The organism is Vibrio sp. Vb1980 (assembly GCF_033338615.1).
Lineage (GTDB): Bacteria > Pseudomonadota > Gammaproteobacteria > Enterobacterales > Vibrionaceae > Vibrio > Vibrio alginolyticus.
Genome location: NZ_JAWOSZ010000001.1, coordinates 11640 through 26883 on the forward strand (window position 1 = coordinate 11640; position 15244 = coordinate 26883).

General features: G+C 47.4%; 16 protein-coding genes. 7 read left to right on the forward strand and 9 right to left on the reverse strand.

What is annotated here, in order from left to right:
• Window positions 1-65 precede the first annotated feature (65 nt).
• Window positions 66-2513 carry a trimethylamine-N-oxide reductase 2 gene (locus tag R7F64_RS00065; protein ID WP_318071347.1) on the reverse strand — a complete coding sequence of 816 codons (2448 nt, stop codon included), beginning with the start codon at window positions 2511-2513 and terminating at the stop codon, window positions 66-68.
• A gap of 22 nt (window positions 2514-2535) precedes the next feature.
• On the reverse strand, window positions 2536-3630 hold the full coding sequence (locus R7F64_RS00070) for a NapC/NirT family cytochrome c (RefSeq protein ID WP_047102514.1): 1095 nt from the start codon (window positions 3628-3630) through the stop codon (window positions 2536-2538).
• A 270-nt stretch (window positions 3631-3900) separates the two neighbouring features.
• Between R7F64_RS00070 and R7F64_RS00075 the strand changes: the two genes are divergently transcribed.
• From R7F64_RS00075 to R7F64_RS00095, 5 genes are all read left to right on the forward strand, one after another.
• Window positions 3901-4416 carry a GNAT family N-acetyltransferase gene (locus tag R7F64_RS00075; RefSeq protein ID WP_047102513.1) on the forward strand — a complete coding sequence of 172 codons (516 nt, stop codon included), beginning with the start codon at window positions 3901-3903 and terminating at the stop codon, window positions 4414-4416.
• Window positions 4417-4425: 9 nt separating this feature from the next.
• Window positions 4426-5157 carry a glucose 1-dehydrogenase gene (locus tag R7F64_RS00080; RefSeq protein WP_005383319.1) on the forward strand — a complete coding sequence of 244 codons (732 nt, stop codon included), beginning with the start codon at window positions 4426-4428 and terminating at the stop codon, window positions 5155-5157.
• Window position 5158: 1 nt separating this feature from the next.
• Window positions 5159-5629, forward strand: coding sequence for a GNAT family N-acetyltransferase (locus R7F64_RS00085; RefSeq protein WP_047102512.1), 471 nt, complete (start codon window positions 5159-5161; stop codon window positions 5627-5629).
• 118 nt (window positions 5630-5747) lie between these two features.
• On the forward strand, window positions 5748-6215 hold the full coding sequence (locus R7F64_RS00090) for an HAD family hydrolase (protein WP_047102511.1): 468 nt from the start codon (window positions 5748-5750) through the stop codon (window positions 6213-6215).
• Between the two features lie 33 nt (window positions 6216-6248).
• The gene (locus R7F64_RS00095; protein ID WP_318071348.1) at window positions 6249-6776 is read left to right on the forward strand and encodes a GNAT family N-acetyltransferase; all 528 of its coding nucleotides are present in this window, start codon (window positions 6249-6251) and stop codon (window positions 6774-6776) included.
• Between the two features lie 37 nt (window positions 6777-6813).
• On the opposite strand, the gene R7F64_RS00100 is transcribed toward R7F64_RS00095, so the two are convergent.
• The 3 genes from R7F64_RS00100 to R7F64_RS00110 all read right to left on the reverse strand — a co-directional run bounded on the left by R7F64_RS00100 (window position 6814) and on the right by R7F64_RS00110 (window position 8811).
• Window positions 6814-7404: a type II secretion system protein gene (locus R7F64_RS00100; RefSeq protein ID WP_254901939.1), complete on the reverse strand. Its 591-nt coding sequence runs from the start codon at window positions 7402-7404 to the stop codon at window positions 6814-6816.
• A gap of 153 nt (window positions 7405-7557) precedes the next feature.
• On the reverse strand, window positions 7558-7845 hold the full coding sequence (locus R7F64_RS00105) for a hypothetical protein (protein ID WP_005374318.1): 288 nt from the start codon (window positions 7843-7845) through the stop codon (window positions 7558-7560).
• Window positions 7846-7911: 66 nt separating this feature from the next.
• Window positions 7912-8811, reverse strand: a complete 900-nt coding sequence (locus R7F64_RS00110; RefSeq protein ID WP_047102508.1) for a DMT family transporter — start codon at window positions 8809-8811, stop codon at window positions 7912-7914.
• Between the two features lie 92 nt (window positions 8812-8903).
• Between R7F64_RS00110 and R7F64_RS00115 the strand changes: the two genes are divergently transcribed.
• Window positions 8904-10340 (forward strand): PLP-dependent aminotransferase family protein, encoded by a 1437-nt coding sequence (locus tag R7F64_RS00115; protein ID WP_005383306.1) that lies wholly within the window; start codon window positions 8904-8906, stop codon window positions 10338-10340.
• Between the two features lie 95 nt (window positions 10341-10435).
• Here the strand turns inward: R7F64_RS00115 and R7F64_RS00120 are convergent, their stop codons facing one another.
• From R7F64_RS00120 to R7F64_RS00130, 3 genes are all read right to left on the reverse strand, one after another.
• The gene (locus tag R7F64_RS00120; RefSeq protein WP_042522351.1) at window positions 10436-11572 is read right to left on the reverse strand and encodes a glycerate kinase; all 1137 of its coding nucleotides are present in this window, start codon (window positions 11570-11572) and stop codon (window positions 10436-10438) included.
• A 16-nt stretch (window positions 11573-11588) separates the two neighbouring features.
• Window positions 11589-12941 carry a GntP family permease gene (locus R7F64_RS00125; protein ID WP_017634362.1) on the reverse strand — a complete coding sequence of 451 codons (1353 nt, stop codon included), beginning with the start codon at window positions 12939-12941 and terminating at the stop codon, window positions 11589-11591.
• 158 nt (window positions 12942-13099) lie between these two features.
• Window positions 13100-14242: a sugar diacid recognition domain-containing protein gene (locus R7F64_RS00130; RefSeq protein WP_213880277.1), complete on the reverse strand. Its 1143-nt coding sequence runs from the start codon at window positions 14240-14242 to the stop codon at window positions 13100-13102.
• A gap of 234 nt (window positions 14243-14476) precedes the next feature.
• On the opposite strand from R7F64_RS00130, the gene R7F64_RS00135 reads away from it, so the two are divergent.
• A complete protein-coding gene (locus R7F64_RS00135; protein WP_202600834.1) occupies window positions 14477-14650 on the forward strand; it encodes a hypothetical protein in 174 nt (57 codons plus the stop codon).
• Between the two features lie 70 nt (window positions 14651-14720).
• Here the strand turns inward: R7F64_RS00135 and R7F64_RS00140 are convergent, their stop codons facing one another.
• Window positions 14721-15083, reverse strand: a complete 363-nt coding sequence (locus tag R7F64_RS00140) for a hypothetical protein (protein ID WP_017634365.1) — start codon at window positions 15081-15083, stop codon at window positions 14721-14723.
• Window positions 15084-15244: the final 161 nt, after the last annotated feature.

Genomic DNA, 15244 nt, shown 5'->3' on the forward strand with positions numbered 1-15244 from the left:
ACGATTACTAGATAAAAAAGAAGCCAGCGATTCGCTGGCTTCTTGCTATAAAACGCTACTTTTTTCTAACCATTTCTTGGTGGTTCAAACGCTGTTAGTTCTAATTCTGGGCCAGTGTATTTTTCAATACGAACCAGTGCCGAGTTCGCCGCACAGCCGTTTGCAAGTCGAGAGGTCGGAATATCCAACGTTAACACGTTACAACCGCCGTTCTTACAAATGCCGGTTTTCGGATCCAGATCCGGCCAGCCGCCTTCATGAATACACACTGAACCTTGCTTGATTCGGTCAGTCACTTCTGCGCCAACCAATACTTGGCCACGGTTGTTAAACGCACGAACTAAATCGCCCATTTTAATACCACGCGCTTTCGCATCTTCAGGGTGAATCCAAATAGGTTCACGGTTTGCAATTGCGTACTCTTCGCGAATCTTCGCGTAGTTAAACTGGCTGTGTAGACGATGCGCTGCGTGCGCGGTCATTAGCTGCAACTCGCCGTCTTTTGCATTGCCAGTGTACTCGGTTGGTGCCATCCACGTTGGGTGTGGAGGACAGTCTTCCAACTGATAACCTTCAATGGTTTTCGAGAAGATTTCGATCTTACCACTTGGTGTACCGAGTGGATTCATGATCGGGTCTTCACGGAAATCTGCGTAACGAACAAACTGTGCGTTCTTCTCGTTCCACTTCATCTCGATCAGTTGGTTATCTTCCCAGAACTTGCTGAAGTTCGGCATTGCTACGCGAGAGCCACGGCCACCTTGTTGCGCCGCCTTGTAGAAGCCGTACAGCCATTCCATTTCAGTTTTGCCTTCGGTGTATACGTCACGGCCACCCGGAGCTAGCATCTCGGCCATGTCCGCGAATACATCGAAGTCATTACGCGCTTCACCTTGCGGCTCAACCACTTGCTTCATTGGCACCAAGTGTTGGTTACTGTAGTCACCCGTCATCGTTAAGTCGTTACGCTCGAACGATGTGGTGATTGGCAGAACAATGTCCGCGTGCTTCGCAGCCGCCGTCCAGTAAGGCTCTGAAATCACGATCAGCTCAGGCTTTTGCCACGCTTTGATCAGACGGTTGGTGTCTTGGTGGTGAGTAAAGTTCGCACCACCTGCCCACCAAATCATCTTGATGTCCGGGAACGTCAGTTCATGACCGTTATGATGGTAGGATTGACCTGGGTTTTCCAACGCCTCGACAATACGCGCCACAGGGAAGCTTTGCACCGCGCCAGACACCGCCCAGTCGTTACCCGCAGAAGAGCCACCACCCAGTGATGCCGAAATCGCAGGAAGTACGCCAGCATCACGAGCAGGGTTACCACCGTTTGAGTAGTGATAAGAGAAACCAAAACCACCGCCCGGTAAACCGATTTGACCCAACATCGTTGCCAGTGTAACCAGCATCCAGTGACGCTGCTCACCGTATTGTTGGCGCTGCATGCCCCAACCCGCCATCAGCATGGTGCGGTTTTTACTGAAGATATCAGCCAGTAACTCAAGTTGCTTCGCAGGTACGCCACAGATTTTTGATGCCCATTCTGCTGATTTTTCTACGCCGTCTTCTTCGCCCATCAGGTACGCTTCAAACTTGTCGTAACCTGCGGTGTATTTATCGAGGAAGGCTTTATCGTGCTTACCTTGTTTCACTAAGGTGTGTGCGATGCCCATCATCATTGCCACGTCGGTCATTGGGTGAGGAGCAATCCACTCCGCATTCTCACCAAAGAACTCGATGGTTTCAGAACGAATAGGGTCAATCGCAATGACCGTCTTGCCTGATTTTTTCAATTGATGGAAGAACTCAAGACCAGCACAGTCTGTTGAGCTCCACGCGATTTTTAAGGTGTTGATTGGGTTTAAGCCCCAAAGCACAACCACATCACTGTGCTCTAGCACCACTGGGTACGTGGTTTGTTGCTCGTACACTTCGATAGAGCCCACAACGTGCGGCATGATGATCTGCGCAGCACCCGTTGAGTAGTCACCCAAGTGGCCTGAGTAGCCGCCTGCCATGCTCATGTAACGTTGCAGCAAGGTTTGTGCTTTGTGCAGCACGCCACTTGAACGCCAGCCGTAAGAACCAGCAAACACAGAAGCCGGGCCATATTCTTTACGAATGCGCATGTGCTGTTCGTGGATCAGCTTGTAAGCTTCATCCCAAGACACGCGTACAAATTCATCGCTGCCGCGAACACCTTCGGGAGCTGATGGGTTTGCCAAGTAACCTTTACGAACCATTGGGTACTTAACACGCGCTTTAGTGTGCACTTGGTCAGGACCGGTGCTTTGTAGGCTATTTGGTACAGTTTGAGGCAGAGCATTGGTGGTCGAAACCAACTTACCATCTTGTACTTCACACAACATTGGGCCCATGCGGCCCGCCGTTAGAATGCCTTTGCCGCGAGCATTAGAAGACGCAACAGACATAGGTGCAAATGAAGTGAATGCCATTGCACCAGCCGCCATACCAGTGCCTTTTAGAAATCCGCGACGGGTCATATTAGTCATAATCTTATCCTTCTATTTATCGTTAGTGACCAACCACATCTTTCGCGTGGTGCTGGAAGAACTTGGTTAGAATTTCTAGGTTCTCGGCTGAAATATCAGTTCGATCACCCATACTTTTCGCTACCGGTCCCCATGCATTCACTGTGAAGTGATTTGAAGGAATTTTCGCGTGACAAGTTGCACAGTAAACGTTGTCCAACTCTTCTGCGTATGACCATACTGGTTCAAGCGTGTCAACAACTGGAGAATCAATAGCACCTGTTAGAGAAACCGCGCGCCATTCGTTGCCGTAAACATCTGCCTCAAATTCACCAGTTTCAAGCGCTTGTTGGCCTTGCTCGGTTAGCGTTGCTACGATGGCACGTTGACCTTCTCCCATGTAAAGCACTTGCTCTGCGCCTTTCATTTGGAATGCGTTCAACTTAACAGTGCGGTTGTCGCCTTCAGAGCTGATTACTTCCAACTTCGTCGTTGGGTTAATTTTACCCATCTCACCCATTGCGATTTCAGTCACAGGGTAAACAACCTTGGCATTAGGTGATGTTTTTGTGGTGAAGCTCATCAACGTTTCAAATGCCTTGCTGTCTAGCTCTGCTTCTGGTGCAAAGTGCGCCACACCTTTGTGACAATCGATACACGTTTGATCGTTCGCTTTTGCGTACTCGTGCATCTTCGCCGCATCACGTGATTGCTCAAACTCTTCCATTGCATCGAAATCATGACACGAACGACACGTCGCTGAATCATTTTCACGGAACTGAGCCCATACCGTTTCAGCCATATCTTTACGATGTGCTTCATATTTCTCTGGCGTGTCGATCTTACCTGTCACAAATTCATGGTAGATGTCTTTCGACGCGCGAATTTTGGTGATCAGGTAATCCATTGGTTCTTGAGGAATATGACAGTCAGAACATTCCGCGCGAATGCCTTTCGCATTACTGAAGTGCACTGAGCCTTGGTACTCTTTGTAAGGGGTTTCCATAGAGTGGCACGAGAGACAAAATTCAGTATCTGAGGTGTAATGCATTACTGCCGCACTCCCCCCCAAAGTTAACCAGCCCACACCAATGCCGGCAGCAACCAGCAGTGCAACATATCGTTTTTTTATTGACATAATTAGCAACACTTCCAAATAAAATGTAATTATAGGTCGCAAATTACTACTTTATGGGTAGTCCTCTCTTGATCCACATCATTTCCGTGTTGCTCTGTATGCCTCAAGTATGAAATTTTGTTATTTACATCTCAAAGATGAATATATGGCAATAATCCATTGCCTAGCCAACTATTCACCACATAAATCACTTTTATAAATGCAACTATTTGATTAAACAGATAAGAGGATGAGAGACTGAATCTCCACATTGATGCAGTAAGGACACGCATGTCAGTTTATATCGAGACGCACAGAAGCCAATTAAGACCCATCAAAGCCAGTGACTGGGAACTCTTTCAACGATTACTTTCCGAACAAGAGGTTATTGCGCTCTGTTTCGATCGTCCCAGCGAAACAGAAATAAGAGAAAAATTTGCTTCGCGATTATTACCATGGACCCCAAATAGCCAGCATTGGCTTTGCCTTGTAATACTCAATAAGCAATCAGAACAACCCATCGGCATCACTGGCTTTGCTATTGAAAACGGTAAGGCAGAGGTAGGTTACTTACTTTTGCCGGAATTTCATGGCCAACAGTTTGGAACAGAAACTCTTCAAGCGCTTCTATACTGGGCAACCTCGACACATAACATCAACCACTTTTCCGCGACGGTCACTGAAGGCAATATTGCGTCAGAGCGTGTCCTGATAAAATGTGGTTTCGAACTCATTGAGGTCATTCCAGACGCATACCAAATTGGTGGCAAACCCTACGCCGATAAAATCTACTCACTACAAAAATAAGGACGTATTTTGAATAAAGTAGTCATCATTACCGGCGCAAGCCGAGGCATTGGAGCCGCAGCGGCGAAAAAGCTGGCCGAGCAAGGCTATCGCGTTTGCGTTAATTACCGCACTCAGCAAGAGGCCGCCGACCAAGTTGTGGCAGAAATACAAGCAAACGGTGGCAAAGCGATTGCCATCGCCGCAGACGTAGCCGATGAGAAGCAAGTGCTCTCCTTGTTTGATGAAACAGAACGTGAATTTGGTGCAGTGACGCACTTGGTCAACAACGTTGGCATCCTATTTACTCAATCGCCTTTGTCAGAAATCAGCTTGGAACGCTTTCAGAAAGTAATGAACACCAATGTGAATAGCTGTTTTCTCTGCTGTCGAGAAGCGGCGAAGCGATTCAGTGCAGGCGGTGCAATTGTGAATGTCTCCTCTGGAGCGTCGCGCTCAGGCGCGCCATTTGAGTATGTCGATTACGCCACATCAAAAGGCGCGATGGATACCTTAACTAAAGGGCTCTCGCTAGAGTTGGCAGAGCGCAATATTCGCGTCAATGGCGTTCGACCTGGTTTCATTTACACTGATATGCATGCCGACGGCGGAGAACCAAACCGAGTAGATAGACTCAGCCCTCAAATTCCTCTTAAACGCGGTGGCACGGTAGAAGAAGTGGCAAATGCGATCGCTTGGCTATTAAGTGACGAAGCCTCTTATGTCACAGGATCATTTATCGATATTGCAGGGGGCAGATAGAATGCAAGTCCATATCCGACAAGCGATTCCCGATGATTTAGACGGAATTTTTCAGCTTAATTTTCAAATTAATTCACTGCATTTTGCGAATGCGCCAGAAGCCTTTGTTGCGCCTTCAGAAGCTGACCGTGAATTTCTTGCACAAGCACTAGAGAACAAAGAGCGACTCTTTTTGATTGCCGAACGCGAACAGCAAATTCTCGGCTTCTTAACCGCGATGATCACCCAAAACGACACCATCAGTTTTCTGATCAAAGACCCAATTTGTCGCGTGGGAACAATTGTTGTCGATGAAGCGCAAAAGCAGCAAGGAATCGGCCGCCAACTGCTCCAAGCCTGTGAGCAATGGGCGCGCGATGCCAATGCCACACAAGTTCGATTGGAAGTGATGGAATTCAATCAGCCAGCACAGCGCTTTTACGATAATCAAGGTTTTAAAACTAACTCACGCATTATGCTGAAACATTTGTAACGATAACGACAATTAAGCGCTTTTCACGACTAAACCCACCTAAATCGCATTTATCGATGCAATTTACCCCCTGATTTTAGAAAAAGACGATATGATGTGCGGATAAGGAGATTCGAACATGATTTATCTTTTCGATTGGGGGAACACCTTGATGGTAGATTTCCCTCACGCACAAGGAAAAATGTGCGATTGGGAACACGTAGAAGCAGTTCCTCAAGCCAGAGAAACACTGGCAATACTTTCCCAAAATCATCCCATCTACATTGCGACCAGTGCATCTGATTCCAACATGGAAGAGATTCAGCGTGCATTTGTTCGCGTCGACTTAGACCAATACTTAAATGGCTATTTTTGTTTTGCCAACCTCGGTATCGCTAAAAACCAACCTGAGTTTTATCTCGCCATCGCAAAACAGTTAGGGGTTAACGTAAGTGGAATAACCATGGTTGGCGATTTACCTCACAAAGATATTTACCCTGCGATGAAAGCGGGCGTAAACACAATTTGGTTTAACCCAACGGGCGCTGATGCACCAGCCGAAGCCATTCCTAACCAAATTCGTTGTTTATCTGAGCTTATCCCCTAACCGTTACTAACCTGCACTAATCAAGGAAGATGAATGCAAATCAGATCCATCAAGGTGAGCGATATCGCGCGCTTCACCGCGCTGTGGAATCGAGTGTACTCCGAAGGGGAATTTTTGATTTCTCCGGCACCCGATAACGCAACGCTTCACAGAATCCTGCAACGTGTGGAAAACGAGTCCATCCCTCAGTTTGTCGCGTTTGACCGCCAAAAACTTATCGGTAGTGTTGAAATCTACCCAGCTGAGATGTGCGGTTACGAAAGAGGGCAACGCCTTCGCGTCGGTATTCTTGGTATTCACATCGACAAAAACTACCGAGGCAAAGGATTGGGGCGGAAACTATTGGCAGTCGCGATCGCACGTGGTTGGGAATTTGGTTACGACCAAATCGCACTCTACGTATACACAACCAACACACCAGCGATTGCTTTGTATGAACGGTTTGGATTTGAACATCAGGGAGAACTTGGGGAAGTGACCTTGCCAAATGGTAAAGTCTTGATGAGTCAAAAAATGATATTGTATAAAGCGCAAAGCCGTTCGAAAAGCCCAGATTTGTAGAGTCACGATAACCGTTGTTCGCAACACTTATTCGGGGTTAACACCCTTGCGTCACATGCCCTCGAACAATTGAATCGTTAGAGGCTTGATTCACGTAGTAGAAATAGCATGCTTCTTCTGCCAGTGTGTAACCTTGCGGCCAAATGTACACCACGCGATCAACACCCGATTTATCTAAGAACTGATAATCAGGAATAGCGACAAAATGAGCACTGTTTGGGTGCTGCTGACCGATGATGCAAAAATCACTGCCTTTGCACGGCACGTCAATTTTCGAATAACCTCTGGCTGGTAGATCGATTTCTAACAAAGCTCGAATACTATCGGCACTCGCTTCTGGCATGCCTTTGCGTGTTTTGACATGTCGGTCAATGTAGTGAACGTGCTCTTGGCCGTAAGCGTTATCAATCACAGCTTGAGCATGAAAGAATTTGAGAGCCGTACCCAAAGAAGACTGAGAACTGTGCAGCATCGCAGCGTATGCTTGGCGATGAATATCGAGTAGTACTGGTAAAGCAGCTAATGCGATGAAAGCCAAAGTGGTAAGCACTATGGTGATTTCCATCAGCGTAAATCCCTTTGATTTCACGTTTCTTATCTCAACTAGCCCAAGACAATAGCCCCACATCCATGTGAGACCGAGCCAATATATCGCCAATTTTTTACGATTAAAGACCCAAAGGGTAAGAAGAGACAAACACCACGCAAACTTGAGAACAGCAGCCAAAGAGCAGTGTAACAAAACGACGCTATGTGTCAGATATTAGACGACTTTTACTCTCTAGTTACTGAGTAAAGGCACATTATTTCGCACCAGACCACGACGAACATTCGTGCACATTTTGCCAAAACGACGAATCTCATCGAACTGCGGAACAATGCCGCGCTCCATGGCTGACTCCCAATAAGTGACTTCTGAATCGACCATTTCCAACAATTTCTTCGGACAGCCAATGCACTGCCCTTCTGGTCCACATACAAACGTTTCTGGTTCATAAATTGGTAGTTCCGCTTTTACTTGCTCGATGATGCTACGCATGGCGGTCATTCGATCTGGCTTTACCTTCATCATTCTGCTCCACGGATTAAGATGAAGCAGATTGTACCCACTGGTACGCAAATGTCCCTACCCAATTTAGGTATATTCTGTTTGAATCGATTTCTTTATCGTCAGATCCGGCTTTTTAACCACCAAATACACCGCCGTAGCTGCCAGTACGAAACCAGAAATCCCCATCCAATCAAATGACTCTCCAAACGCGAGCCAAGCCTGAATCGCCGTCGTTGGCGGCACCAGGTAGAATACAGAAGCTACGCTCGATGCTGCACCGTTCTTAACCATGTACAACAGCAGTAGAATAGCTACACAAGAGAGCACGACGACCAACCACAACACAGTCAAAATAAACTCCAGTTCCCACTGCACTTGCATGGTTTCAAACTGCATCGCAACGGGCAGAAACATGATGAGCGCGGCCAAATATTGCACCGTCGCACCACCGACCATATCCACTTGTTGGCAATGTTTTTTCTGATAAAGCGTCCCTAGCGTGATACCAACCAAAGCCAATAAACACAAACCAATAGCCAGCACTTTATGCTGCTCGGATTGCCACTCCATTTTGCCCATCAACACCATAGCGATACCGACAAAACCAAGAGCCAAACCCAGCCATTGCGAGGGCTTAAACTCCTCACGAACAAACGCCACCAGCAAAGCCGCGGTTAAAATCGGTTGAATACCCACCAACAACGAACTCAACCCAGCAGGCATACCCAAGGCGATAGCGAAATAAGTACCGCCCAGATAGAAACCGTGGATCAACGCACCAACTACACAGCTGTGCCAAAAATCTTTTCCTGTCGGCAACCTTCTACGCAATACCGCCACAAGAACCAAAAACAGTAAGACATTGAATGCCATACGGATAGAAAGTAGTGTCGCTGGCTCGGCATATTGCAAACCAAAACGCGCACCAACGAATCCAGAAGCCCAAAGGATGACAAATACAAAAGGGATGGCTCGGATTAACATGATCGCCTCACTCACGCTTGTTTTATGTTTTGAGATACTGCTAATGTAATTAGGTACAGTGTTTTCAAAAAGTGACAGATGGAAGTGTTTTTATGGGTACAGATTTATTGGGAAGCGGTGAAGGGAATAAGTACCTCGTGGTGGAAAAACACCTCAAACAAGCCATCAATGGTGGCGTTTATCAGGCGGATGATCGACTGCCCTCCATTCGCTCGTTGAGCCAAGAATTAAACGTCAGTAAAAATACCGTGATTCGTGCGTATCAAGAGCTGGAAGCACAAAACTTGGTTTACTCGGTTCCCAAATCGGGTTATCGAGTTAAAGTCGCCTTGCCGACCTCTCGCTCAATTCCGGATCCTACTCGCGTGGATTTGCTCTCGATCTGCAAAGAAATCCTTACTTATCCTGAATACCAAGAGCGTTTGCCTACCGGTTCTGCCCACCCAAACATTGACTCCCCCGCGATCAAAAGCTTGTACGCCGAGATCGGCCGCCACAGCCGGCAGCAAACGCATGTACCGAGCCATTACCAATTACCACCCGGTGATCACCTCTTAATCAAACAACTAGCGAAAATCACACAAGATTTGGGCACGCCAGCCAAGTTGGATGAGATCATGGTGACGCACGGCGCGCAACAAGCCATTAGCCTAGCGCTGCGCGCAACGACACAAAAAGGCGATATCGTCGCGGTGGAGTCCCCTTGCTATTTTGGCAACTTATTGATGCTAGAATCACTCGGCCTCAAAGTGGTGGAAATTCCGAGTTGCCCACGCGACGGTATGTGCCCCGAAGCCTTAGCAAAAGCAATGGCGACATGGGACATAAAAGCGATCATCGTAACGCCAAACTTCACCAATCCAACTGGTGCCATGATGCCGCTAGAAAAGCGTCAACAATTACTATTGGCGTCCGGCAATATTCCTATTATCGAAGACGATGTGTTTGGCGGGTTAAGTTATGATAAGCCATTGCCAAGCTTGAGATTGCTCGATGACAAGCAACGCGTAATTTACGTGAATTCGTTATCCAAAACGCTCGATTCGCGTTTGAGAATTGGTTGGATGTTGGCGGGGCGATATCGAGACCAAATTGAACAATATCTACTGTGTGAGAACATGGGCAGTTTGAACCTGATGCAATCCGCCGTGGCAACGTTTCTAACGTCAGGCAAGTATCGAACGCATACTGCGCGAATGGGGCGGGTTTATCAAAACAACATGCGACGATTTATCCAGATGCTTCATCAATACTTGGATGAATACGAACCTCTAAAAAATCGATACCAGATCAACGCCGTACAAGGCTCGTTCTTACTTTGGTTGCGACTGCCCGAAGACACGGACAGCTATGCGTTGTATCAAGCATGCAATAAGCACAGAATCAGCCTACTTCCCGGCACCGTATTTGGCACTCAAGGGCAATATCGGCATTGCGTACGCCTCAGCGTGGCAAACTTTGGTCATGAAACCGATTGGAGTCAAGCGATGCAAACACTGGCAAAATTGATAGCAAAGCATGCCTGTTAACTCGCTCTTGCTAAATGAACTTATGCCTACACACGCAAACACGTAACAACAAAAAACTCCACGCAAAGGTGGAGTTTTTCATATCGTCATCGCCTTCAGTGCGACTTAATTTGCCACATTCTCGCGACGTTTTCGGCTAAGTTAGCAACGTTGACGTCGGCCTCTTTCATGGCCTCAGGTAAGCTCATCGCCCTTGGTACACAAGCAAACACCGCATCAATGCCGCACTCATAAACCGCCTGATAGTTGTCGCCCACACAGCCTGCTAATGCAATGACTGGTAAATTACACTGCTTGGCGACCTGAGCAACGCCCATCGGCGTTTTGCCATGTGCGGTTTGATGATCGATTCGACCCTCGCCTGTAAATACGATATCCGCATCCGCAACATGCTGAGCAAGTTTGACCGTTTCAAGCACAATCTCAATTCCCGGTTGCAAACGTGCTGGCGTGTACCCGAGCAAGGCCGCGCCCATACCACCAGCAGCACCCGCCCCTTCACGAGTCAGTACATGCTTACCCGTCGCTTGTTCCGTCAACTCGCCAAACTTGCGCAATGCGTTATCGAGCAGAGTGACGTCTGATACGGTCGCTCCCTTTTGCGGGCCAAAGATAGCCGACGCGCCTTTGTCACCACAGAGTGGGTTATCAACATCGCACGCTACCAACACTTCACAAGTTGCTAAACGAGGGTCAAGACCAGAAATATCGATGGACGCAAGCGCCGCTAACCCGCCTCCATTTGGGGTAATTGCATGACCAGACTCATCAAGAAACGCCACCCCCAACGCGGTCAACATGCCCACGCCACCATCATTGGTAGCGCTGCCGCCCAAACCAATGATTAAGCGTTGAATACCTCTATCTAGCGCGTGTTTGATCAGCTGTCCAGTACCAATGCTGCTGGTCAGTTTTGGGTCGCGAGCGTCACTCGGCACAAGGTGCAGCCCACTGGCCTCCGCCATTTCAATAACTGCGGTTTCGCCGTCGCCGAGGATGCCATAAAACGCTTCAACATCATTCCCTAATGGCGCGGTCACTGTTGTGAAGACTTGTTCGCCTTGAGTTGCATCTATCAAAGATTGAACCGTGCCTTCGCCACCGTCTGCGACCGGAACCGTAACAAACTCAGCATCATGCCATACGCGAGCAAGACCCGTTTTGATCGCCTCGCTCACTTGTTTGGCGGTTAAGCTTTCTTTAAATGAATCAGGTGCAATTACCACTTTCATACGTACTTCCAGAGACTTATAAGAGAACGAGGCTCAAAATGTACACCAATGCCATTGCCGTGACACCTTGAACGAGCGTAGCCATGGTTTGCGCGCGGTACGCTAAGCCCACCGACATGCGGCTAAACTGCGAAACTACCCAGAAGAAACTGTCGTTTGCATGAGAAACCGTCATCGCACCTGCACCGATCGCCATCACCGTTAATACGCGGCCCATTTCTGAATCGAGCCCCAATTGCGTAAGCATAGGCGCAACCAAAGCCGATGTGGTCACCAATGCAACCGTTGATGATCCTTGCGCCGACTTTAGCGCAGCCGCAACGATAAATGGCATGAAAATACCCACGCCCAGCGCCGATAGCGTCGTACCTAAGTATTCACCTAGCGGCGTGGCTTTTAATACCGCGCCAAATGCACCACCCGCACCGGTAATCAAAAGAATAGGCGCAGCAGCCGTAATACCTTGGCTGATTCGCTCGCCAAATTCTTCAATCTTGTTGTCTGATTTGAGTAGGCGAACAGAAAGGAACAGGCCAATCACCAATGCCGTTAGTGGCTGCCCTAAGAAAGTCAGAACATCAAACACAAAACCTTCGCCCAGCGGTAGGCTTGGGAATTTCGCGATAGAGCCAAAACAGATCAATAAGATAGGAACAAAAATAGGAGCGAATGCTTGGCTCGCCGTTGGCAATTTGCCGTAAGACGCTTTGAGTGCTTGCCAGTCTTGCTGAATTTCTTCTGCGGCTTCAATGCCATCTGGTTCAACATGTTGGAATCGGTTCGCCCACAACATCCCCGCTAACGCCGCAACCGCTGCAACAAACACACCCACACCAATCACTAAACCAAGGTTAGATTCCAGGCCTAAGTTACCCGCAGCGGCAATCGGGCCAGGAGTTGGCGGCACAAACGTGTGCGTTGCGTATAGGCCAGTTGCCAACGCCACACTCATCGCAACGCTTGAGGTTTTTAAACGCTTAGCGAGTGATTCTTTGAGCGAGTTCAGAATGACAAAGCCTGAATCACAAAATACTGGAACAGAAACGATGTAACCGATGATGCTCATGGTCAATGTTGGGAAACGCTCACCCAACACTTTGATGACCGTATCGGCCATGGTGATCGCCGCACCACTTTTTTCCAAAATAACACCAATGATGGTACCTAAAACGATAACCAAACCAATGTAACCAAGGATACCGCCAAAGCCAGAAGCAATGGTTTTGGCAATGCTATCTGCCGGTAATCCGTAAGCAAATGCCGCAAGAAACGCTGCGATGATCAGCGCTAAAAAGGGATGTAATTTGAATTTGGTGGTCGTGAGCACAATAAATGCGATCACCCCAAGCAGGATTAATATAAGGTTCATGATAACTCCATTTATTCTTATTTTGCTGAGCGAGTCCGTGTTGGCTCACTCAACATGTAGGGACGCATGAATTATTAATCGTTTGCTTTCGAATTCCTTTAGGCGGAGTGACAAATGATGTGGTCAAAAAATAACGCGTATTGTGCAAATGCACAACATCACGACATTTTTGAGAGCCGAGTCGCAATATAAAGCTCCGCTAACCCCACAAAATTGGTAGTTGGTAGCCCTGTTATCTCGGTGATTTTCTCTAACCGATAGCGCAGAGTGTTCCGGTGAATAAACAGCATTTTAGAGCATTCTGTTACATTGCCATTGCATTCAAACAGTGCATCTAGGGTTTTCAATAATTGCCCAGATTTGTCTTTCTCTTTCAACCGTTTCACACCATCAATAATTTGTTCACCTTGCCAAATATCCGCCAACGGCGCTAACAAAACAGGCAAACGAAGTTCATCGAACAGGTACTTACGTTTCTCTGGGTAGAACTGCTTGCCAATGGCTAATACCTGCTTCGCGCTTTGGTATGACAACGCGACATCTTTAGGCTCATTAAACAGCTGCCCTAGCGCAATGTGAAATGTATGCGAATCGTGATCGCTTAAACGCGACATCAACTTATCAATGCGCTCACTTTCAACTTGGCTATCCCACTGCTTGGCGGAATGACACGGTTTCAACACCACAATTTCATTCACCGAGACAATCGCAACTAGGTTGTTACGCTCTGGGTATTCAAGCAGTTCAACAATATTGCGCACACTCTTCATGCTTTTTGAGGCCGACGGCGTCGAGACTTCAATCACCGTTGCCACCCGTGGTTGAGTCACATCGATAGAAAGACGCATCGCCCAATCTTTCAGCTCTTCATCGGTCAATTTGCCATTGATCCAAGCCAGAATAAACTCTTCGCGATGACGTCTGTCCCACTGAAATTTTTCCACCAGTGCAGCTTGCTCGATTGTCAATTCAGCGGTCATTTTGACCAGTTTGGCGAAATCTCGGATTTTCTCTGGCTCGCCTGTCACACCAACAATACCGACCACGTCACCATGCAATTTCAACAGCATATTGATTCCGGGTTTGACACCCTGCAACGTCAAACATTGCTGCTCATTCAGCTCTAGTGAATCGCCATGATTCAACGCCAATACCGCGCCATCATGCACTAGCCCAACGCGTTTGGGATCGCCACTGCCAATAATGATGCCTGCTGAGTTCATCACATTCACATTGTGACCAATGATGGACATGGTTCGATCAACAATTTGTTGTGCTAAAGCGTGGTCGAGAATCACCATTTCGAGTTTCCAAATTGACCGTTTAATCACTCAATAAATCACAAATGGCAAACTATCGCGATGCTGCGGTTCTAAATAACGGAAGCAGCTCAAAGCATTATCCAATTAACCATGTTTAAAAAGCGGATTAAACCTTCATTTTTAGCAGCGGGTTATATACTTAGAACAAAGGTTACCAATGCATTCTTCACTGTGCATTGATGCCACTCGTCTACCTACAGAGGAGAGATCAACATGGAGTTACGGAATAAATCGGGTGAAGTCGCAAAAATTGCAGATAACCTCACTTTGAAGGAAATCACAGAAATGGGCTACACCGTAGATTTATGCGATGAAGCATTTGCCCCTGGAGAGCATTGGAAAGCGGAAGGTAAAACGCAAGGTATGGGCGAGTATCCAGAGGAGTAAACGTCCTGACGAACCAGCGCAAAAAAGCGTTCCACAAACAGAAAAGCCGAGCGACTTAACGCTCGGTTTTTTACTTCTGAACTTCTTGAATAAACAAGCTCATCTCTTCTAGATAATTGCCGTTTGAGCATCCCCAGTCGGTGACCTCAATCAACTCTGTAACTAACTGTCCAGACTCATCATCTTGCACTCTCTGCACAAACGCTTCAAAACGTTCCAGTTGCGCCTGACTCTTAACGCCATGCACGGCATATTCTACAAGCAAGCCGTTGTACGTCTGCCAGCGCTGGTCGCCCGCAACATCATTGCTTAAAATCACAGAACACTTTTGTTGAATGCTTTCAACCGCATCATTTCTTGGTGGCGCGACTGTGGAACATCCAACTAAAATCGTACCTACCGCCAATAACGTAACTTTTGTCTTATTTATCATATCGTTTCCAACTGTATCGCAACGATATGGAAATCTTATTACACCTGATAAGGATCATCGATAGCGCACCGCAGATTAATTACTTAATAAACTGTAAACTCCATACCAGTCTTAACACTGCAAGCTCAGAACTCCTATTAACCCACCCAAATGTAAACAAA

Coding starts and splice junctions, on each gene's coding strand:
- R7F64_RS00065 (WP_318071347.1), bottom strand. CDS start 2,513: ATGACTAATATGACCCGTCGCGGATTTCTAAAAGGCACTGGTATGGCG.
- R7F64_RS00070 (WP_047102514.1), bottom strand. CDS start 3,630: ATGTCAATAAAAAAACGATATGTTGCACTGCTGGTTGCTGCCGGCATT.
- R7F64_RS00075 (WP_047102513.1), top strand. CDS start 3,901: ATGTCAGTTTATATCGAGACGCACAGAAGCCAATTAAGACCCATCAAA.
- R7F64_RS00085 (WP_047102512.1), top strand. CDS start 5,159: ATGCAAGTCCATATCCGACAAGCGATTCCCGATGATTTAGACGGAATT.
- R7F64_RS00090 (WP_047102511.1), top strand. CDS start 5,748: ATGATTTATCTTTTCGATTGGGGGAACACCTTGATGGTAGATTTCCCT.
- R7F64_RS00095 (WP_318071348.1), top strand. CDS start 6,249: ATGCAAATCAGATCCATCAAGGTGAGCGATATCGCGCGCTTCACCGCG.
- R7F64_RS00100 (WP_254901939.1), bottom strand. CDS start 7,404: ATGTGGGGCTATTGTCTTGGGCTAGTTGAGATAAGAAACGTGAAATCA.
- R7F64_RS00105 (WP_005374318.1), bottom strand. CDS start 7,845: ATGAAGGTAAAGCCAGATCGAATGACCGCCATGCGTAGCATCATCGAG.
- R7F64_RS00110 (WP_047102508.1), bottom strand. CDS start 8,811: ATGTTAATCCGAGCCATCCCTTTTGTATTTGTCATCCTTTGGGCTTCT.
- R7F64_RS00115 (WP_005383306.1), top strand. CDS start 8,904: ATGGGTACAGATTTATTGGGAAGCGGTGAAGGGAATAAGTACCTCGTG.
- R7F64_RS00120 (WP_042522351.1), bottom strand. CDS start 11,572: ATGAAAGTGGTAATTGCACCTGATTCATTTAAAGAAAGCTTAACCGCC.
- R7F64_RS00125 (WP_017634362.1), bottom strand. CDS start 12,941: ATGAACCTTATATTAATCCTGCTTGGGGTGATCGCATTTATTGTGCTC.
- R7F64_RS00130 (WP_213880277.1), bottom strand. CDS start 14,242: ATGGTGATTCTCGACCACGCTTTAGCACAACAAATTGTTGATCGAACC.
- R7F64_RS00135 (WP_202600834.1), top strand. CDS start 14,477: ATGGAGTTACGGAATAAATCGGGTGAAGTCGCAAAAATTGCAGATAAC.
- R7F64_RS00140 (WP_017634365.1), bottom strand. CDS start 15,083: ATGATAAATAAGACAAAAGTTACGTTATTGGCGGTAGGTACGATTTTA.